15 protein-coding genes are annotated in these 14,964 nt (G+C 57.0%); 8 read left to right on the forward strand and 7 right to left on the reverse strand.

Annotated elements, in window-relative coordinates; translation table 11 throughout:
- The first annotated feature begins 179 nt into the window (after positions 1-179).
- Together F617_RS0105200 and F617_RS0105205 are read left to right on the forward strand one after the other, a co-directional pair.
- Positions 180-545, forward strand: a complete 366-nt coding sequence (locus F617_RS0105200) for a helix-turn-helix transcriptional regulator (RefSeq protein ID WP_003510774.1) — start codon at positions 180-182, stop codon at positions 543-545.
- Position 546: 1 nt separating this feature from the next.
- Entirely contained in the window at positions 547-1,176 is a 630-nt protein-coding gene (locus F617_RS0105205) for a glutathione S-transferase family protein (RefSeq protein WP_019564628.1), read from the forward strand.
- 6 nt (positions 1,177-1,182) lie between these two features.
- Here the strand turns inward: F617_RS0105205 and F617_RS0105210 are convergent, their stop codons facing one another.
- Both F617_RS0105210 and F617_RS0105215 read right to left on the reverse strand, forming a co-directional pair.
- The gene (locus tag F617_RS0105210) at positions 1,183-3,018 is read right to left on the reverse strand and encodes an ABC transporter ATP-binding protein (protein ID WP_019564629.1); all 1,836 of its coding nucleotides are present in this window, start codon (positions 3,016-3,018) and stop codon (positions 1,183-1,185) included.
- 48 nt (positions 3,019-3,066) lie between these two features.
- Positions 3,067-4,263, reverse strand: coding sequence for an aminotransferase class V-fold PLP-dependent enzyme (locus F617_RS0105215; protein ID WP_026330676.1), 1,197 nt, complete (start codon positions 4,261-4,263; stop codon positions 3,067-3,069).
- Positions 4,264-4,352: 89 nt separating this feature from the next.
- On the opposite strand from F617_RS0105215, the gene F617_RS0105220 reads away from it, so the two are divergent.
- Complete coding sequence (locus F617_RS0105220; protein ID WP_019564631.1) at positions 4,353-5,189, forward strand: IclR family transcriptional regulator; 837 nt, start codon at positions 4,353-4,355, stop codon at positions 5,187-5,189.
- 6 nt (positions 5,190-5,195) lie between these two features.
- On the opposite strand, the gene F617_RS0105225 is transcribed toward F617_RS0105220, so the two are convergent.
- The 5 genes from F617_RS0105225 to F617_RS0105245 all read right to left on the reverse strand — a co-directional run bounded on the left by F617_RS0105225 (position 5,196) and on the right by F617_RS0105245 (position 10,574).
- On the reverse strand, positions 5,196-5,690 hold the full coding sequence (locus F617_RS0105225) for a RidA family protein (protein ID WP_019564632.1): 495 nt from the start codon (positions 5,688-5,690) through the stop codon (positions 5,196-5,198).
- A gap of 82 nt (positions 5,691-5,772) precedes the next feature.
- Positions 5,773-6,996, reverse strand: a complete 1,224-nt coding sequence (locus tag F617_RS0105230; RefSeq protein WP_019564633.1) for an amidohydrolase/deacetylase family metallohydrolase — start codon at positions 6,994-6,996, stop codon at positions 5,773-5,775.
- Between the two features lies 1 nt (position 6,997).
- On the reverse strand, positions 6,998-7,873 hold the full coding sequence (locus F617_RS0105235) for an ABC transporter permease (protein ID WP_019564634.1): 876 nt from the start codon (positions 7,871-7,873) through the stop codon (positions 6,998-7,000).
- Complete coding sequence (locus F617_RS0105240) at positions 7,873-8,814, reverse strand: ABC transporter permease (RefSeq protein WP_026330677.1); 942 nt, start codon at positions 8,812-8,814, stop codon at positions 7,873-7,875. Before F617_RS0105240 ends, F617_RS0105235 begins: the two co-directional genes overlap by 1 nt.
- Positions 8,815-9,047: 233 nt before the next feature.
- Positions 9,048-10,574, reverse strand: a complete 1,527-nt coding sequence (locus F617_RS0105245) for an ABC transporter substrate-binding protein (RefSeq protein WP_026330678.1) — start codon at positions 10,572-10,574, stop codon at positions 9,048-9,050.
- A gap of 136 nt (positions 10,575-10,710) precedes the next feature.
- Here F617_RS0105245 and F617_RS28630 point away from each other — a divergent pair, with 136 nt between their 5' ends.
- From F617_RS28630 to F617_RS0105265, 5 genes are all read left to right on the forward strand, one after another.
- Complete coding sequence (locus F617_RS28630) at positions 10,711-10,911, forward strand: hypothetical protein (protein ID WP_127966203.1); 201 nt, start codon at positions 10,711-10,713, stop codon at positions 10,909-10,911.
- A gap of 178 nt (positions 10,912-11,089) precedes the next feature.
- Positions 11,090-12,214 carry a glycosyltransferase family 4 protein gene (locus F617_RS0105250; RefSeq protein WP_003510798.1) on the forward strand — a complete coding sequence of 375 codons (1,125 nt, stop codon included), beginning with the start codon at positions 11,090-11,092 and terminating at the stop codon, positions 12,212-12,214.
- A 282-nt stretch (positions 12,215-12,496) separates the two neighbouring features.
- A complete protein-coding gene (locus F617_RS0105255; protein WP_019564637.1) occupies positions 12,497-13,015 on the forward strand; it encodes a helix-turn-helix domain-containing protein in 519 nt (172 codons plus the stop codon).
- A gap of 158 nt (positions 13,016-13,173) precedes the next feature.
- On the forward strand, positions 13,174-13,332 hold the full coding sequence (locus tag F617_RS28635; protein WP_196811685.1) for a hypothetical protein: 159 nt from the start codon (positions 13,174-13,176) through the stop codon (positions 13,330-13,332).
- Between the two features lie 412 nt (positions 13,333-13,744).
- On the forward strand, positions 13,745-14,941 hold the full coding sequence (locus F617_RS0105265; RefSeq protein ID WP_013761539.1) for a polysaccharide biosynthesis/export family protein: 1,197 nt from the start codon (positions 13,745-13,747) through the stop codon (positions 14,939-14,941).
- Positions 14,942-14,964 lie beyond the last annotated feature (23 nt).

The following is a 14,964-nucleotide window of genomic DNA, read 5'->3' on the forward strand; positions in this document are numbered from 1 at the left end:
TTATAGAATGTTTTCGAGGAACGTTTTGGCGATCCTCTGCGGGAAAGCGAAAGAGAAATCTATAAATCCTGTAGATTTTAAAAAATTTCCTGGCGCGGTCAAACTCGGCTAAATCAAACCATTGAAATTTATCGCAATACAATTTACTTTTTTATAGTTTGAAAAATGGACCTGTAGTCGTGACGAAACCGGTTTCCAATCTCATCTGCCGCAGCGTGGTGGAGGCGAGCGAGCTTTTAAAGCTTGTCGCCAACGCCAATCGCCTGGCCATCGTCTGTTATCTCATGGAAACGGAGGCTTCCGTTTCCGCACTGGAATATGAGCTCGGCATTCAGCAGCCGACACTTTCCCAGCAGCTTGCCGAATTGCGCGATGCCGGTGTGATCGAGGGCTCGCGCGAAGGCAAACAGGTGATTTATCGCGTCACCGATCCGCGCATCATCCAACTCGTTGCGACATTGCGCGGTCTTTATACTGATCTTTCTGATGTGACCGGCAAGAAAGGCAGGCGAGCTTTGCCACTAGATGAGGCGATGTTCGATTAGCATGATCGACCTCCACACCTGGATCACCCCGAACGGCCTGAAAATCTCGATTGCGCTGGAGGAACTCGGGCTGCCCTATATCAGCCACGCCATCGACATTGAAAAAGGCGAACAATTCTCAGCCGACTATACCCGCGTCAATCCCGGCTCGAAAATACCGGCAATCATCGACCGCGATAACGGCACAATTCTAACGGAATCGAACGCGATTCTGATCTATCTCGCCGAAAAGGCCGGGCGTCTTCTGCCTGCCTCCCCTGCTGCGCGGCTGGCAGTCACCGAATGGCTGATGTGGCAGGCCGCCAATTTTGGCCCGACACTCGGTTATGCCCATTATTTCCTGACCTACAATGCCGGACAGGCACCCTTTGCCGAGGCGCGTTTCGCCTCGGATACGGAGCGCCTCTACCGCACACTGAACCAGCGCCTGACGGGCCGGGAATTCATCGCCGGTGATTTTTCCATAGCCGATATCGCCATCTGGCCTTGGGTCTCGCGTTTCGCGCGCCATAAAATTGACCTCGACGATTTTCCGGCGGTACAGCAATGGTATCGCCAGCTCGGACAGCGCGAAACCTTCCGGCGCGGTTACCGCGTGCCTTTCGCGACATCCGATGTACCGGGTCTTTAACCCGCTTTAGCAGGCGACAAGGTGACCGGGCGAGACCTCACGGTACTCACGCGGTTTCACCACGTAATCGATCGCGCGGATCGGGCTTTTCAGCTCGTCATTCGCGGCATTTCGCCGGGTGTTTCTGCGGTCCGGGTCCGGCACCGGCACGGCGGCCATCAGCTTACGGGTGTAATCATGCTGCGGATTGTCAAACACCGCCGCACGTGGGCCGATTTCAACGATCTCGCCGAGATACATTACCGCTACCCGGTGGCTGACGCGCTCCACCACCGCCATGTCATGGCTGATGAACAGGAAGGCGAGATCGAGGCTTTGCTGCAGATCCAGCATCAGGTTGATGACCTGCGCCTTTATCGAAACGTCCAGCGCCGAAACGCTCTCATCGGCGACAATCACCTTCGGCTGGAGCGCAAGCGCGCGGGCGATACAAATACGCTGACGCTGGCCGCCGGAAAATTCATGAGGGTAGCGCGCCGCCATATCGGGCGAAAGGCCGACCTTCGCCAGCATATCGGCCACAACATTCTTCGCCTCGCGGGCGCTTCCCATGCGGTGCTCCAGAAACGGTTCGGCAATCGCCGCACCCACCGTCATGCGCGGGTTGAGCGAGGCATAGGGGTCCTGAAAGATCATCTGCACCGTTTTGCGCATCTCGCGCATGCCTGATTTGTCGAGGGCGAGAATATTCTCGCCATTAACCATCACTGAGCCGGCATCCGGCTCGATCAGCCGCATGATGGCGCGCCCGGTGGTCGATTTGCCGCAACCGCTTTCGCCGACCAACGACAATGTCTCGCCGGCCCTGAGATCAAAGGACACATTCTCCACCGCATGCACGCGGCCGCTGAGCCGCCCCAAAAGGCCGGAGTGAATATCGAAGCGCTTGGTCAGCCCTTCTACCTTGAGCACCGGCTGGGCACTCGCGTCAACGGTATCGCCCGGCCGCGCCGGCTGCTGCGTTTCGCCTGTGGTGGTGTTGACGATGGGAAACCTGAGCGGTCTTTCCTCACCCGTCATGGAACCCAGAACCGGAACGGCGGACAAAAGCGCGCGGGTATAGGGATGCTTGCCGCGATGAAAGATATCAGCGGTCGCGCCAACTTCCACCTGCTCGCCGCGATACATGACAACGGTACGATCGGCGATCTCAGCCACCACGCCCATATCATGGGTGATGAACAGAACCGACGTGCCTTCCTCCTCCTGAAGCGTCTTGATGAGGTCAAGGATCTGGCCCTGAATGGTCACGTCGAGTGCGGTCGTCGGCTCATCGGCGATCAGCAGCTTCGGCCGGGATGCAAGCGCCATGGCGATCATCACGCGCTGGCGCATGCCGCCGGAAAAGCGATGCGGATATTCATCGAAACGCGATGCGGCTGAAGGAATACGGACCTTTTCGAGCAGCCGAACCGTCTCCGCCCTCGCGTCGGTTTTCGACATCGGCTGGTGGCATAACAAGGCCTCGGAAATCTGGTCGCCGATGGTGAACAGCGGATTGAGGCTGGTCATAGGCTCCTGAAAGATCATGGCGACCTCGTTTCCCCTCACCTGCCGCATGGCATCTTCGGAGAGGGACAGCAGGTTGCGCCCTCCAAGCAGGATTTTACCCTCCACCCTGCTGCTTTCACGATCCAGCAGCCGCATGATGGAGAGGGAGGTAACGCTTTTACCCGAACCGCTTTCACCGACGATCGCGACCGTTTCACCCGGCCCGACATCAAAGGAAATATCACGAACCACGGGTTTCCAGCCGCCATCCACGTGAAAGGACGTGGTGAGATTGCGGACGGAAAGCACGGCATCTTCGGCACCAACGGGTGCGGCCTGCGGCATGGTCATGATCGTTCCCTTCTTGTCGTTAGGTTTTGGCGGCGCAAGCGGTCAAGCCTAGTCCGGCCAGCGCAGCATGCCGTCGAAGCGGTGTCGGCTCCGGTCTTCGAAAGGTGTTGCAATCACCTCGTTGGAGGCACGCGCCTTGTCCAGTTCCTCGGCCAGACGAGACGCCACGATGGTTTCCTGTCCGGGATGCAGATTGCATGGGTCGAGATAGAAATAGCGATGCTCTACCTCGTGGTCGCGGGTGATGATGGGAGGATTGCCCCTGGCCAACGCCGTCGTCAGGTCCCAGGCAGTGATATGCGCTTCTTCGGCATCGATGATCACGCGCAGCCTGTCGAGCGGGTTATTGGTCGGATCCGGCTCGATGAGCGCGGTCACGCCCGGGCGGCCATCCAGCGTTTCCTTCCAGAGATTGAGATATCCGGTCTCGCGCTCACGGATGCCGGCATGGTCGCGCTTTTCCCAGGCTTCCAGTGCCGCCATAACGCCATAGATGCTTTCCTTGCCGACCTTCATGCCGCGGCCAATGCCCATATTTTGCAGGAAGGCGTTGCGCACCAGTTCCTTACTTCCGGCCACGATGCCGGAGGTGGGGCCGCCGAGAAACTTGTGGCCGGAATAGAGGACAATATCTGCGCCGGTGGCCAGAAACAGCTCCAGATCATATTCGGACGCCGCATCCACGATAACCGGAACACCCTTGGCATGGGCGATCTCTACGAATTCGGAAAGATGCAGCAGGCCATAATTCACGACATGGTGCGAGATGACATAGATCGCCGCCGCCGTCTTTTCGGTGATGGCGTTTTCCATGTGGAAGCGATGGGTCGATGTGGCCTGCCCGACCAGCACCACCTTGCCGCCGCCAAGCCGGATCGCCTGATCCACCGGCGCGCCGTAGCTCACCACATGCCCCATCTGCACCAGCACTTCGTTCTTTTCCGGTGCGATATCAGGCAGCTTTTCGATGGCCAGGAGGTTGTTGCCGGTGATGGCACCGGCAACAGCAAGGCTGATGCCGGAAGAGCAGGAAGCAGTGACGAAACCAGCCTCGCCGCCCGTCAGTCTCGCGATGATCGCGCTTGCCTTGCGCTGCAGATCGTTGATCTCTACGAATTGCGGCAGGATCGCCGCCATGGCCTCCACCGCCTCTGGAACGACGATGGAAGCACCGAGCGACGTCATGGTGCCCGAGACGTTGATGACCGGGCGAAGGCCGATCCTGCTTCTGATATCCTCGGTCATGTCTTTCTCCTGTCTTTGCGATGCGATAGGCATCGACATATATGCCATAATAATGTAATAGCTTCTCAAAATTCATGAGGAGCCCGAAATTGGACGCCCATAAACTGGACGAATTGTCTTCAAACGCCTTGTCCGCGACCGAGGAAAACCCGGACGCGAAGGTGGCCAAGCGCTCGCGTGTCAGCGGCATTGATCGCGCTCTTCAGGTGATTGATTACCTTTACGAAACCGGATCGCCAGCTGGCGCTTACTCCATTGCCAAGGCGATCAAGGCGCCACTTTCCACCGTCTATGTGATCGTTGACGATCTGGTCGAAAAGAACATGCTGGCGCGCAACGCCGAAGGTAACATATGGCTCGGCGCACGGCTTTATCACTATGGCCTTGCCTATGCCCGCTCGCTGGATTTCATGGGTGTCGCCACGCACGAAATGCATGATCTGTGCCGCCATGCGGGTGAGACGGTGCAGCTTTGCGGTCGCGACGGTGACCATATGCTGGTGCTCGCCATGGCGGATGGCCCCAGCCATTTCCAGGTTGCCTCGCGCGTCGGCACCCGTGTTCCATTGAACTGGACGGCATCCGGCCGCCTGCTCGTTGGCCATCTGCCGGAAGAGGAGCGCGTCGAGCTTTTCAAACGCTGCGCCCGCACGTCGCCCACCGGCCGTGCGGAAATCAACCCGGAAGCGCTCTCTCAATCGGCAGGCACAGCGTTCCGTGACCGGCTGTCGATACAGGTTGCGGAATCCGACTACGCTGTTGCCTGCATCGCCTCGCCGATCTGCGACACCAATGGAGAATGCGTGGCGACGATCTCCATCGTGCTGCCGGAACAGAAGGTGCTGGCGGACGAAAACCACTATACCGAACAGGTCAGGGTTTCGGCCGAAAGGATCGAGAAGCTGATGGGCTGGCGCAACCATTGAACGGCCTCAATCCCTAAGGGCTATGATGGCTTCTATCTCGACGGTGATGTTGCCCGGCAGCGAACCGAACCCCACGGCGGAGCGGGCGTGCTGCCCCGCATCGCCGAACACATCGATGAAGAGATCCGAACAACCGTTGATGACGCTTGGATGATCGCGGAAATCGCTGACGGCATTGACCATGCCCAGCAGCTTGACCACCTTCTTCACCCGCGACAGATCCCCAAGCGCCTCATGCATGACGGCAAGAAGATTGATGCCGGTTAAACGCGCATGCTGGTACGCCTCGTCCAGCCCGATCTCGGCTCCGACCTTGCCGGCGTACAGGTGTCCGTTCTCCTCCCTCGGGCCTTGCCCCGAAAGATAGAGCATGTTGCCTTCCACCACATGCGTGACGAAATTGGCGATCGGCGGCGGTGGCGGCGGCAGCGAGATGCCGAGCGCGGCAAGCCGGTCGTAGGGCGAATGACGCCCATCTGCCTCAAGCGAAGACTGTTTCACGCGAATTCCTCATAATACCGGGACGGGTATCCCTATTCTTTGCGGAAGACGGAGAGCATCCCTCCCCGCCGCTCCAGTCGGTTCAGCGCCAGGAATAGCCATGGCTGTGGCGCACGAGCTTGCGCGCTCTTGGGACATAACGGCTGGCGGCAATGGCCTCCGCACCGATCACCGCATAGCGCGGCTCGAACAGCCGCTTGAGACGCGAAACATCGCCATTGGAATCGGTCGCCTCCAGATCGGAATCGACAAGATCGAAAACCGTGAAATCCGCGCGCTGGCCAACGTCGAGGTGGTTTTCCATGTCGAGGCGGATGATGGAGGCCGGATTGCGGGTGACGGCCTCGACGACATTTTCGAAGGGCATATCGACCGAAAGCAGCTTCGACATGGTCGTCGCCAGATCCCAGACGGGGAAATTCATCGAATGGCCATGCAAATCCGTGGAGATCGAGAAGGGCAAAAGGCCGCGCGCGATCGCCGCTTCCGCCACCTTGAAGGAGAAGGATGCACCGCCGTGGCCGATATCCAGCCGGATGCCTTCCCCCGCGCAGCGCTCCGCGAGGTTGAACAGGTCCTCGTCTTCCATGATGCTGGAGCCGGACTTGCCGTTGAAGCAATGGGTCACGACATCGCCGGGACCAAGAATTTCCAGCACCTCATCGTAGAGCGCAGGCGGTTCACCCACATGCACCATCATCGGCACTTTCAGGATCTTGGCGATCTTCTTGCCGAGTTTGACCGGCGTAACACCCCAGGAACCCGTAATGACATGGCTCGCCCGCACCTTGAGGCCAACGATATGCTCGCTGTTCTCTGCATAACATTCAAGGATGCGGTCGAGGTCGATATCCTTGATATCGCGAAGTTCCGGCACCCGGTTGCAGGCGACAAGCCCGATGGAGCCGAGATTGAGGAAGGCCTTGATGCGTTCCTTCGATGGTTCGATGATATATTCGCGAAAACCGTGGAAATTTGCTTCCCCCGCCGAACCGGCATCCACCAGCGTCGTCACGCCGCGCTCGGCCCCGCATTCTGAGGGGCGGATGGAGATATCGGTGCCGCCATGCCAGATATGCACGTGCAGATCCACCCAGCCGGGCGAGACGAATGCGCCCTTTGCGTCGATGCGCTGCGCATCCGCCGGCGCCTGAAGGGCAGGCCCAACCGCCACGACCTTGCCATCGCCGCCGATCAGGATATCGGTCTGGGCCTGTGGCGCCCCCTTTTCGAAGCCGACGGGTTTCACATTGGAGAGAAGAATGGGAGCTTGAAGAGGCGTTTTTGCCTGTTCACCGGACGTCATATTACAAATCCCTTCGCAGTCTTGGGTCGAGCATGTCCCGCAGTCCGTCGCCGACCATTTGCAGCGAGAGCACGGAAAGAATGATGGCAAAGCCGGGGAAATAGGTCATCCAGTCCGCCTGGCCGATATATTGGCGGCCGGCAGAGATCATGGTTCCCCAGGTCGGAATTTCGGGGCTGACACCCAGCCCCAGAAATGAAAGGCCGGCCTCGGCCAACATGGCGCTGGCGAAAAGGAAGGTGCACTGCACGAGGATCGGCGAGATCAGATTGCGCAGCACATGCCGCGTCATGATGTGGAAGGTGGAGATGCCGAGCGCCTTGGCCGCCTCCACATAGGGCAGTTCACGGATCACCAGCGTCGAAGCACGCACGATGCGGGCAAGACGCGGCGAATAAACGACGGCAAGTGCGATGATGACAGTCGTCAGCGACGGGCCGAGCGCCGCGACCAGCGCGATAGCCAGCAAAATATCCGGAAAAGCCATCATGGCATCGATCAACCGCGCGATCGGCGTGTCCAGCTTCTGGAAGAAACCTGCAAGCAGGCCGAGCGTGATGCCGATCAACGCCGAGAGCGCCACCACGGCGGCCCCCACCAGAAGCGACAGCCTTCCCGCAAAGATGGTACGGGAAAAAACGTCACGGCCGAACTCGTCGGTGCCGAACCAGTAGAGTTCGCTCGGCGGTTTCAGACGGTTGACGATCGACAGTTTCGACGGCGAATAAGGCGCGATCATCGGCGCGAAAACGGCGAGCAGCACGAAGACGAGCAGCACGATCAGACCGGCTGCGACCGTCTTGCGCTTCAACAGACGCCGAATGAACAGGATGGTCGGGTTGCGCGCCGGCTGGGCGGTGGAGGTGATATCGGCCATCAGTAACGAACCCTCGGATCGACCAGCAGATACAGCATGTCGATGGCAAAATTGATGAGCACGTAAAGCCCGGCGATGACGAGAAGCGCGCCCTGAATGACCGGATAATCGCGCCTCAAGACGGCTGACACGACGAGATTGCCGACGCCCGGCAGGCCAAACACGGTTTCCGTAACGACCGCGCCGGAAATCAGCACGGCGGCGGTGAGACCAAGCACGGTGAGGATGGGGATGAGTGCGTTCTTCAGCGCGTGTTTCATCACCACCCGGCGTTCCTTGACGCCCTTGGCTCTGGCGGTACGGACATAGTCGTCGCCGAGAACATCAAGCATCGAGGCGCGGGTAAAGCGCAGAATGAGGGCGGAAGAAACGAGGCCGAGTGCGATGGCTGGCAAGGTCAGGTGATACATGCGCTCGAGGAAGCTTGCGCCCGGACCGCCATATCCCGACACCGGGAACATATCGAGCCGGACGGCGAAGAACTGCATGAGGATCAGGCCAAGCCAGAAGCTCGGAATGCTCGCCGCCAGCATCGCAATGGTTGTCGCTGCCTGATCCACGAAGGAACCGCGCCGGTAAGCGGCATAGATGCCGATGGGAAGCGCGATGGCACTGGCGATCAACAGCGAAAAGATCGTCAGGAAGAAGGTCGGTTCCGCCCGATCCAGAAGCGCCGATCCAACCGGCATGTTGAGGAAGATCGACTGGCCGAGATCACCGCGCAGCAATTGCCCGATATAGTAGACATATTGCACGCCAAGCGACTGATCTAGGCCAAGTCTGGTGCGCAATTCCGCAATGTCCTGTGCCGAGGCATCCGGCCCAAGCATCACCGCCGCCGGATCACCGGGCGTGACGCGCAGGATGAGGAAGACGATGGTGACGACGAGAAACATCACCACGATCATTCCGGCAAGTCTCTGGAAAATATACCGTATCACGTATGAATGCTCCGAAGCGCGTGATGGGCCGCTCTCACGCGGTTGAACAGAGTTGTCGACGAGTGCCGGTAACCCCGGCGCTCATGGCTGGAAAACTCCCGCCTCCGTCATGCCGGATCCGATCCGGCATCCAGCCACCGCGCGTCTGCGTGGTGAAGGCGTCCTCTTGCGGTCAAAGACTTGATCGCGCTGGACCCCGGATTCAGTCCGGGGTCACGGAGTGCGGAGCGGTCTTACTTCGTAACCGAAGCATTCCAGAAATAGGGCCAGGGAGCCGGATCGACGCCATCAAGCTTGTTGGACTTCGCCGCCACGGCGTTGAAGTCGCCGATCTTGATGAGCGGCAGCTCGTCATAAATCGTCTTCTGCACCTTGGCCCAGAGAGCAACGCGCTTCTCCGGATCAGCCTCCGAGGTGAAAGCGTCCACCGCCGCCTTGCGCGTCGGCGTGTCCCACCAGCCCGGCGAACCTGTGGAAAGCGCGCCAATCAGCGCCGGCTCCGGCAGGAAGGGGCTGTGGCTGATGTAGATATCCCAGAGCTTCGGGTCGGCACGGCGCTGCGTCAGCGTCGCCCAGTCCACCACCTGCATATCCACCTTGAAACCGGCAAGCTTCAGATACTCCGCTGCCACCTGCGCCATTTTGTAGTGGAACTCATACTGACGGCTGGTGAGGATGCGCAACGGCTCGCCATTATATCCGGCGGCCTTCAGCTTTTCGGCTGCGGCCTCCGGGTTGCCGACATTATAATTGCCTTCGACGCCCTCTTCCGAATGCCAGGAGAAATTGGACGGATAGTAGGCGCCATCAAGCGCATAGAAATCCGTGCTGCCGAACGCCGCCGCCAGCATGTCCTCCATGTTCAACGCTTCGGTCACCGCCTTGCGGACCTCAAGCTTGGAAGACAAACCTTCCTTGGTATTGAATACAAAGACCGGATAACCGAAGGGCTTCAGCATCAACGGCTGCGAGGCCGAGGAGGACTTCACCTTGGCGAAGGATTCCACCGGAATGGAATCGACGTAGTCATACTGGCCGGAAACAGCGGCCTCGACACGGGTATTCGGATCGGGAACCGGAACGAAACGGATTTCATCGAGATACTGATGGCGCGCACCGCCATATCCGTCACTTTCACCGTCACGAGACTTGTAGCCGTCGAAACGGACGAGCTGGATATATTGGTCCGCCTTGCGTTCCTTCAGCATATAAGGGCCGGTGCCGACAAATTCTGTCATCGGCTCAGCCTGCTTTTCAGCGGGCAGAATGATGGCTGCGGAGTTGTTGAAAGCAAGCAGCGAGGTTAGCGGCGCATAGGGCTGCTTGAGGGTGATTGTCACCGTCTCGGCATCAGGCGCGGAGATATTGTCGATGAAACCGGCGACCTGTTTTCCGCGTGATGCGATCTTCATCCAGCGGCCAAGCGAGGCGACGACATCTTCCGAGGTCATATCGCTGCCGTCATGGAACTTGATGCCCTTCCGCAGCTTGATCGTGTAGGTTTTGCCGTCCGCACTGATGTCAGGCAGGCTTTCCGCCAGAAGCGGCGTCACCTTCCACCCCTTGTCGAAGGTATAGAGCGTTTCGAAAATATGTTGCGTGACAATACCTACGAGATCGGCCGTCGAGGCCATGGGATCGAGTGTCGGCGGCTCGCCGATCGTGGCGACATTGATGACACCGCCCTTTTCCGCAGCCATCATCACGCCCGGCGCTAGCATCAAAGCAGCAGTGGCGAGAAATGCAAGTTTACGTCTCATTGTTAAGCTCCCAGCTCTTGGTTCCGACCTTATGAGTTCCATTATTATGTTATAGCAATCTTTATAACAGAATAACTCGATAAGACGCCTTGTCAATGACAATGCGGTGCGAGGAAGGGTTTCCAAGACAGGCGAAATGGAAGACGGGCCTTCGCAAGAGGCGGAAACGGAACGTAAGTCGATGGAAAACAGGCTATTTCGCCCGAAACACGGCGCGCGGCAAACACCGCTGCTGCCAGCCGGAACTGCGGAAACTACGGCTGGCTTTCAACTGGAAAACGAAGAGGAGGAATTAAGAGGCTTTGATATTTCGCATTTGCGAACAAAGTGCTATTGAGGATCAGACCAAGACCAGATTACGACAGACATAATCTCGCATTCTTATTAATCGTTACGTTATTCGCCTTCCCAGCCGTGTTTTTAAGGGCTGCAGACAGACCAGATATTCTAAACCGCCGAGCTTTATTCCGGGGCGGGTTATAAATTTTTATTACGTTGAAATTATTGAGGAAATCATGAAGACGGCAATCGTGCATGACTGGCTCACCGACAGAGGTGGGGCCGAAAAAGTGCTTCACAACCTTCTTGAGATCTATCCTGACGCGGATCTCTATTGCCTTGTCGATTTCATGAGCGATCGAGACCGGGGCTTTCTCGGTGGCAGGCCGGTCAACACCTCCTTCATCCAGAAACTGCCTTTCGCTCGTAAAAAATATCGCTCCTATCTGCCGCTGATGCCGCTGGCCGTCGAACAATTTGATCTCAGCGGCTACGATCTGGTGATTTCCTCAAGCTACGCCGTCGCCAAGGGCGTCATCACCGGACCCGGCCAGTTTCACGTCTCCTATATTCACAGCCCCATCCGTTACGCCTGGGATCTCCAGCACCAGTACCTGAAAGAATCGAAGCTTAGTCGCGGTTTCGCCTCGTGGATCGCCCGTGCCGTTCTTCACTATATTCGCATGTGGGACATCCGCACCGCCAATGGCGTCGATCTCATGACGGTCAATTCCAAATTCATTCGCAGCCGGGTTCGCAAATGCTACGGACGCGACTCCACGGTTATTTATCCGCCCGTGGATACTTCCCATCTCTCCCCTTCCGACCTGAAAGGCGATTATTTCGTCACTGCTTCGCGGCTGGTGCCTTACAAGAAGGTCCACCTCATCGTAGAAGCCTTTGCAAAAATGCCCGATAGACGACTGGTCGTCATCGGCGACGGCCCGGACATGAAACGCATCAAGGAAATCGCCACTCCCAATGTCGAGATCCTCGGTTTCGTCGGCAATGACGAGCTTCACAAATACATGGCGGAAGCCAAGGCATTCGTATTTGCCGCCGAAGACGATTTCGGCATCGTCCCGGTTGAATCGCAAGCGCTGGGAACACCCGTCATCGCCTATGGAAAAGGCGGTGTACTAGAGACCGTTGTTCCTCTCGGCGCTTCCAATCAGCCAACCGGGCTTTATTTCCGCGAGCAAACGCCTGAAGCCATCTGCGCTGCGGTGCAGGAGTTTGTCGATAACTCCGACAGTTTCGACAAGAACGCCTGTGTCGACAACGCCGCCCGCTTTTCAAGTGAACGCTTCCTGCGAGAATTTGCCGATACCGTGAATTTCGCGCTGGCTGAACGGGCCTGACATGCAATTTTCAAGGTCGAATATATCCATATTGGATATACTCTGTTGTCTTCGACAGAGACACTCATAGGTCAAGCAAGTGGCGTCACCGGCATTCTCTTATCCAGCGCAGGCTCGCCGTCGCCTTGTCCGCAATGCAGTCGCCGTGCATAATGATTCCTCGTTGTGAGCGAGGCGGCCCTGACCGGCCTTACCTCATGAGTGATTTGGTCTTTGTACAAACAGAGGAATATCACAAATTGGTATCTAGTAAATACCAAATCGTGATATTTATGCGGAATTATGAGCAGGAAACGCGTCGAGCCAAAGACGCCGTTGGGAAAACGGCTGACCGAGGTCCGCGAAGCACTGAAATTTGACGAGCGTGAGCCATTTGCCGAGGCACTAGGCCTGACAGTCGCAATGCTTGGTTACTATGAACGGGGCGACCGTATTCCCGACGCTGGCGTTTTGGCTCTCTATCGTGAGCGGTTCGGCATCAATATAAGTTGGCTCGTGGCCGGTATGGGCGACATGTTTGACGCGGCGCCAGCGGCACCTACTCTTGCCTACGACGTTGCCCTGCTGCAAAAAATCAGCGACCGGGTCGAGACGATCTTCGCGGAGTGTCGCCAAAAGTCGCCTACACGGTCTACAATAACGGAGGCCGCGCTTATTTATAACGAACTGGCCAAAACCATATCGGACATTCGCGACGTCCAGATGGTAGAAGCAATTTTACCCGTACTTCTGCTACGCTTCAGGGAGCGTATAACAACACCAGGATCGGGACTCGGCAAATACGAATCTTCAAGTTTTTAATATTAAGCATATTTATACAGCTGCCACAATAGACAGATTTTTAACCTCATTCAATACTTCCGATACACGATTAGTATTTCATAATAAATTTTGTATCCACATCAAATAAATATTTCACTGAATTATAAATAATTTTAAAATTTACATTAGGTGTTTTCATGGAAGATAAGGCGTTGCGTGATCACAGCTATGATATAGCCAAGGGTCTCGGCATTCTGGTCGTTTTTGACCACACGGGAATGATGGCCGCTATCCGTTTCGGGGTCAATGAGCGGCTGGCGCCGCGGACCAACCGGGGACTAAGGATCAGCCGCTGACTTAGGGAAAACATACTGCAAAACAACCAATTATCATGTTTTTAAGTCAAACATGAAAGAAACTGGACAAGCGTGACAAAACTGCACTAGCGCTATGCGGTAATCGCAGTGATTATGCCGTCCGATTGAATATAGAAGAACGATGATACTGACGCCATTCGGGGTCGTGAATATTGTGCATGTTACGGATTTTCCGGCGCAATCGAGCGACGACTTAACTTGAAGCATCGCCTTAAGTTAGGCAATAAGCCTGATGCAAGCGTAGACATTTCGTGACACGATTCTGCTGAACGGATGTAATGCCCGGTTGAGATTTGATTTACCGGTGTCAAATATGAAGTGCCAATTTTTATAAAACTATACGATGTCCGGTTTGTTTCTTTTTTCGGACGAAATTTATTTTGAGGACCAAATGCGTTTATTGAATGTTTCGATTCTGCTTGCCTCCGCAGCACTTGCGGGGTGCACCGTCACAGCGGCATCAGGCCCCGATGCGGCAACAATCGAATCCAACGCTTCAGTGAAATTCAGTTCCAAGGACAAAAAGAAAACTGCTGGCGTTGACTACGCTCTTATCGATATCAACAGTTCCGTCTTGAACTATGTCGGCGATACCACCACCGCTACCCTGCTCGGCAGTTTCGGCGGCGGCAAGGGTGGTGTTCCGGCGTTGCCGATGGGCGTTGGTGACGTGGTGCAGGTCGCAATCTTCGAAAGCCAGGCGGGCGGACTTTTCATTCCAAACGATGCGGGCAGCCGTCCCGGCAACTTCATCAGCCTGCCGAACCAGACGGTAGACCGGGAAGGCAATATCAGCGTTCCCTATGCCGGCAAGATCCGCGCAACAGGCCGCAATGTCGAGGATGTGCAGAGCGAGATCGAGGAGCGTCTGGCCAACCGGGCCATCGAACCGCAGGTCCTCATCACCAAGATTTCCAGCCGCTCCGCACAGGCATCCGTGCTTGGCGACGTCAAGGAGCCGACGAAGGTCCAGCTTTCAGAAGCGGGTGACCGCGTTCTCGACGTCATCTCCTATGCAAAAGGCCTCAGCGCCCCGAATATCGAATCCTATGTCACGCTGATCCGTCGCGGCAAGACCGCGCGCGTCAACTACAATCACCTTGTCAGCACGCCTTCCGAGAACATCTATGTGGTTCCGGGCGACACGGTCATGGTGGAGCGTGAACGCCGCACCTATCTCGCTTTCGGCGCTTCCGGCCTCAATGGTCGTTTCGAATTTGAGGACGCCGCGCTGAAGCTCTCGGATGCATTGGGCAAGGCGGGCGGATTGCTTGACTCCCGTGCCGACCCTGCGCAGGTCTATGTCTATCGTACCGTCAAACGCGATCTTCTCGTGAAGCTTGGCATCGACATGTCCAAGTTCCCGGGACAGGAAGTTCCGGTCATCTTCCGCGCCAACCTGCGCGATCCTTCAACCTTCTTTGCCACCACGAAATTCCCTATGCAGGATCGCGATATCATCTACGTCACCAACTCGCAGGCAACCGAACTTTACAAGTTCCTGGACCTCGTTGGCTCCGTTCCCGCAACGGCCGGCAACGTCTCCGAGGATGTACTTGCGACGCGCAACGCCATCCGGGCGTTCTAAGCCTCGGCAACTCGCCGCTCCTG

This window comes from Agrobacterium sp. 10MFCol1.1 (genome assembly GCF_000381165.1).
Classification (GTDB): domain Bacteria; phylum Pseudomonadota; class Alphaproteobacteria; order Rhizobiales; family Rhizobiaceae; genus Agrobacterium; species Agrobacterium tumefaciens.

Coding starts and splice junctions, on each gene's coding strand:
- F617_RS28635 (WP_196811685.1), top strand. CDS start 13,174: ATGGAAGATAAGGCGTTGCGTGATCACAGCTATGATATAGCCAAGGGT.
- F617_RS0105205 (WP_019564628.1), top strand. CDS start 547: ATGATCGACCTCCACACCTGGATCACCCCGAACGGCCTGAAAATCTCG.
- F617_RS0105215 (WP_026330676.1), bottom strand. CDS start 4,263: ATGACCGAGGATATCAGAAGCAGGATCGGCCTTCGCCCGGTCATCAAC.
- F617_RS0105250 (WP_003510798.1), top strand. CDS start 11,090: ATGAAGACGGCAATCGTGCATGACTGGCTCACCGACAGAGGTGGGGCC.
- F617_RS0105265 (WP_013761539.1), top strand. CDS start 13,745: ATGCGTTTATTGAATGTTTCGATTCTGCTTGCCTCCGCAGCACTTGCG.
- F617_RS0105235 (WP_019564634.1), bottom strand. CDS start 7,873: ATGGCCGATATCACCTCCACCGCCCAGCCGGCGCGCAACCCGACCATC.
- F617_RS0105255 (WP_019564637.1), top strand. CDS start 12,497: ATGAGCAGGAAACGCGTCGAGCCAAAGACGCCGTTGGGAAAACGGCTG.
- F617_RS0105230 (WP_019564633.1), bottom strand. CDS start 6,996: ATGACGTCCGGTGAACAGGCAAAAACGCCTCTTCAAGCTCCCATTCTT.
- F617_RS28630 (WP_127966203.1), top strand. CDS start 10,711: ATGGAAGACGGGCCTTCGCAAGAGGCGGAAACGGAACGTAAGTCGATG.
- F617_RS0105210 (WP_019564629.1), bottom strand. CDS start 3,018: ATGACCATGCCGCAGGCCGCACCCGTTGGTGCCGAAGATGCCGTGCTT.
- F617_RS0105245 (WP_026330678.1), bottom strand. CDS start 10,574: ATGAGACGTAAACTTGCATTTCTCGCCACTGCTGCTTTGATGCTAGCG.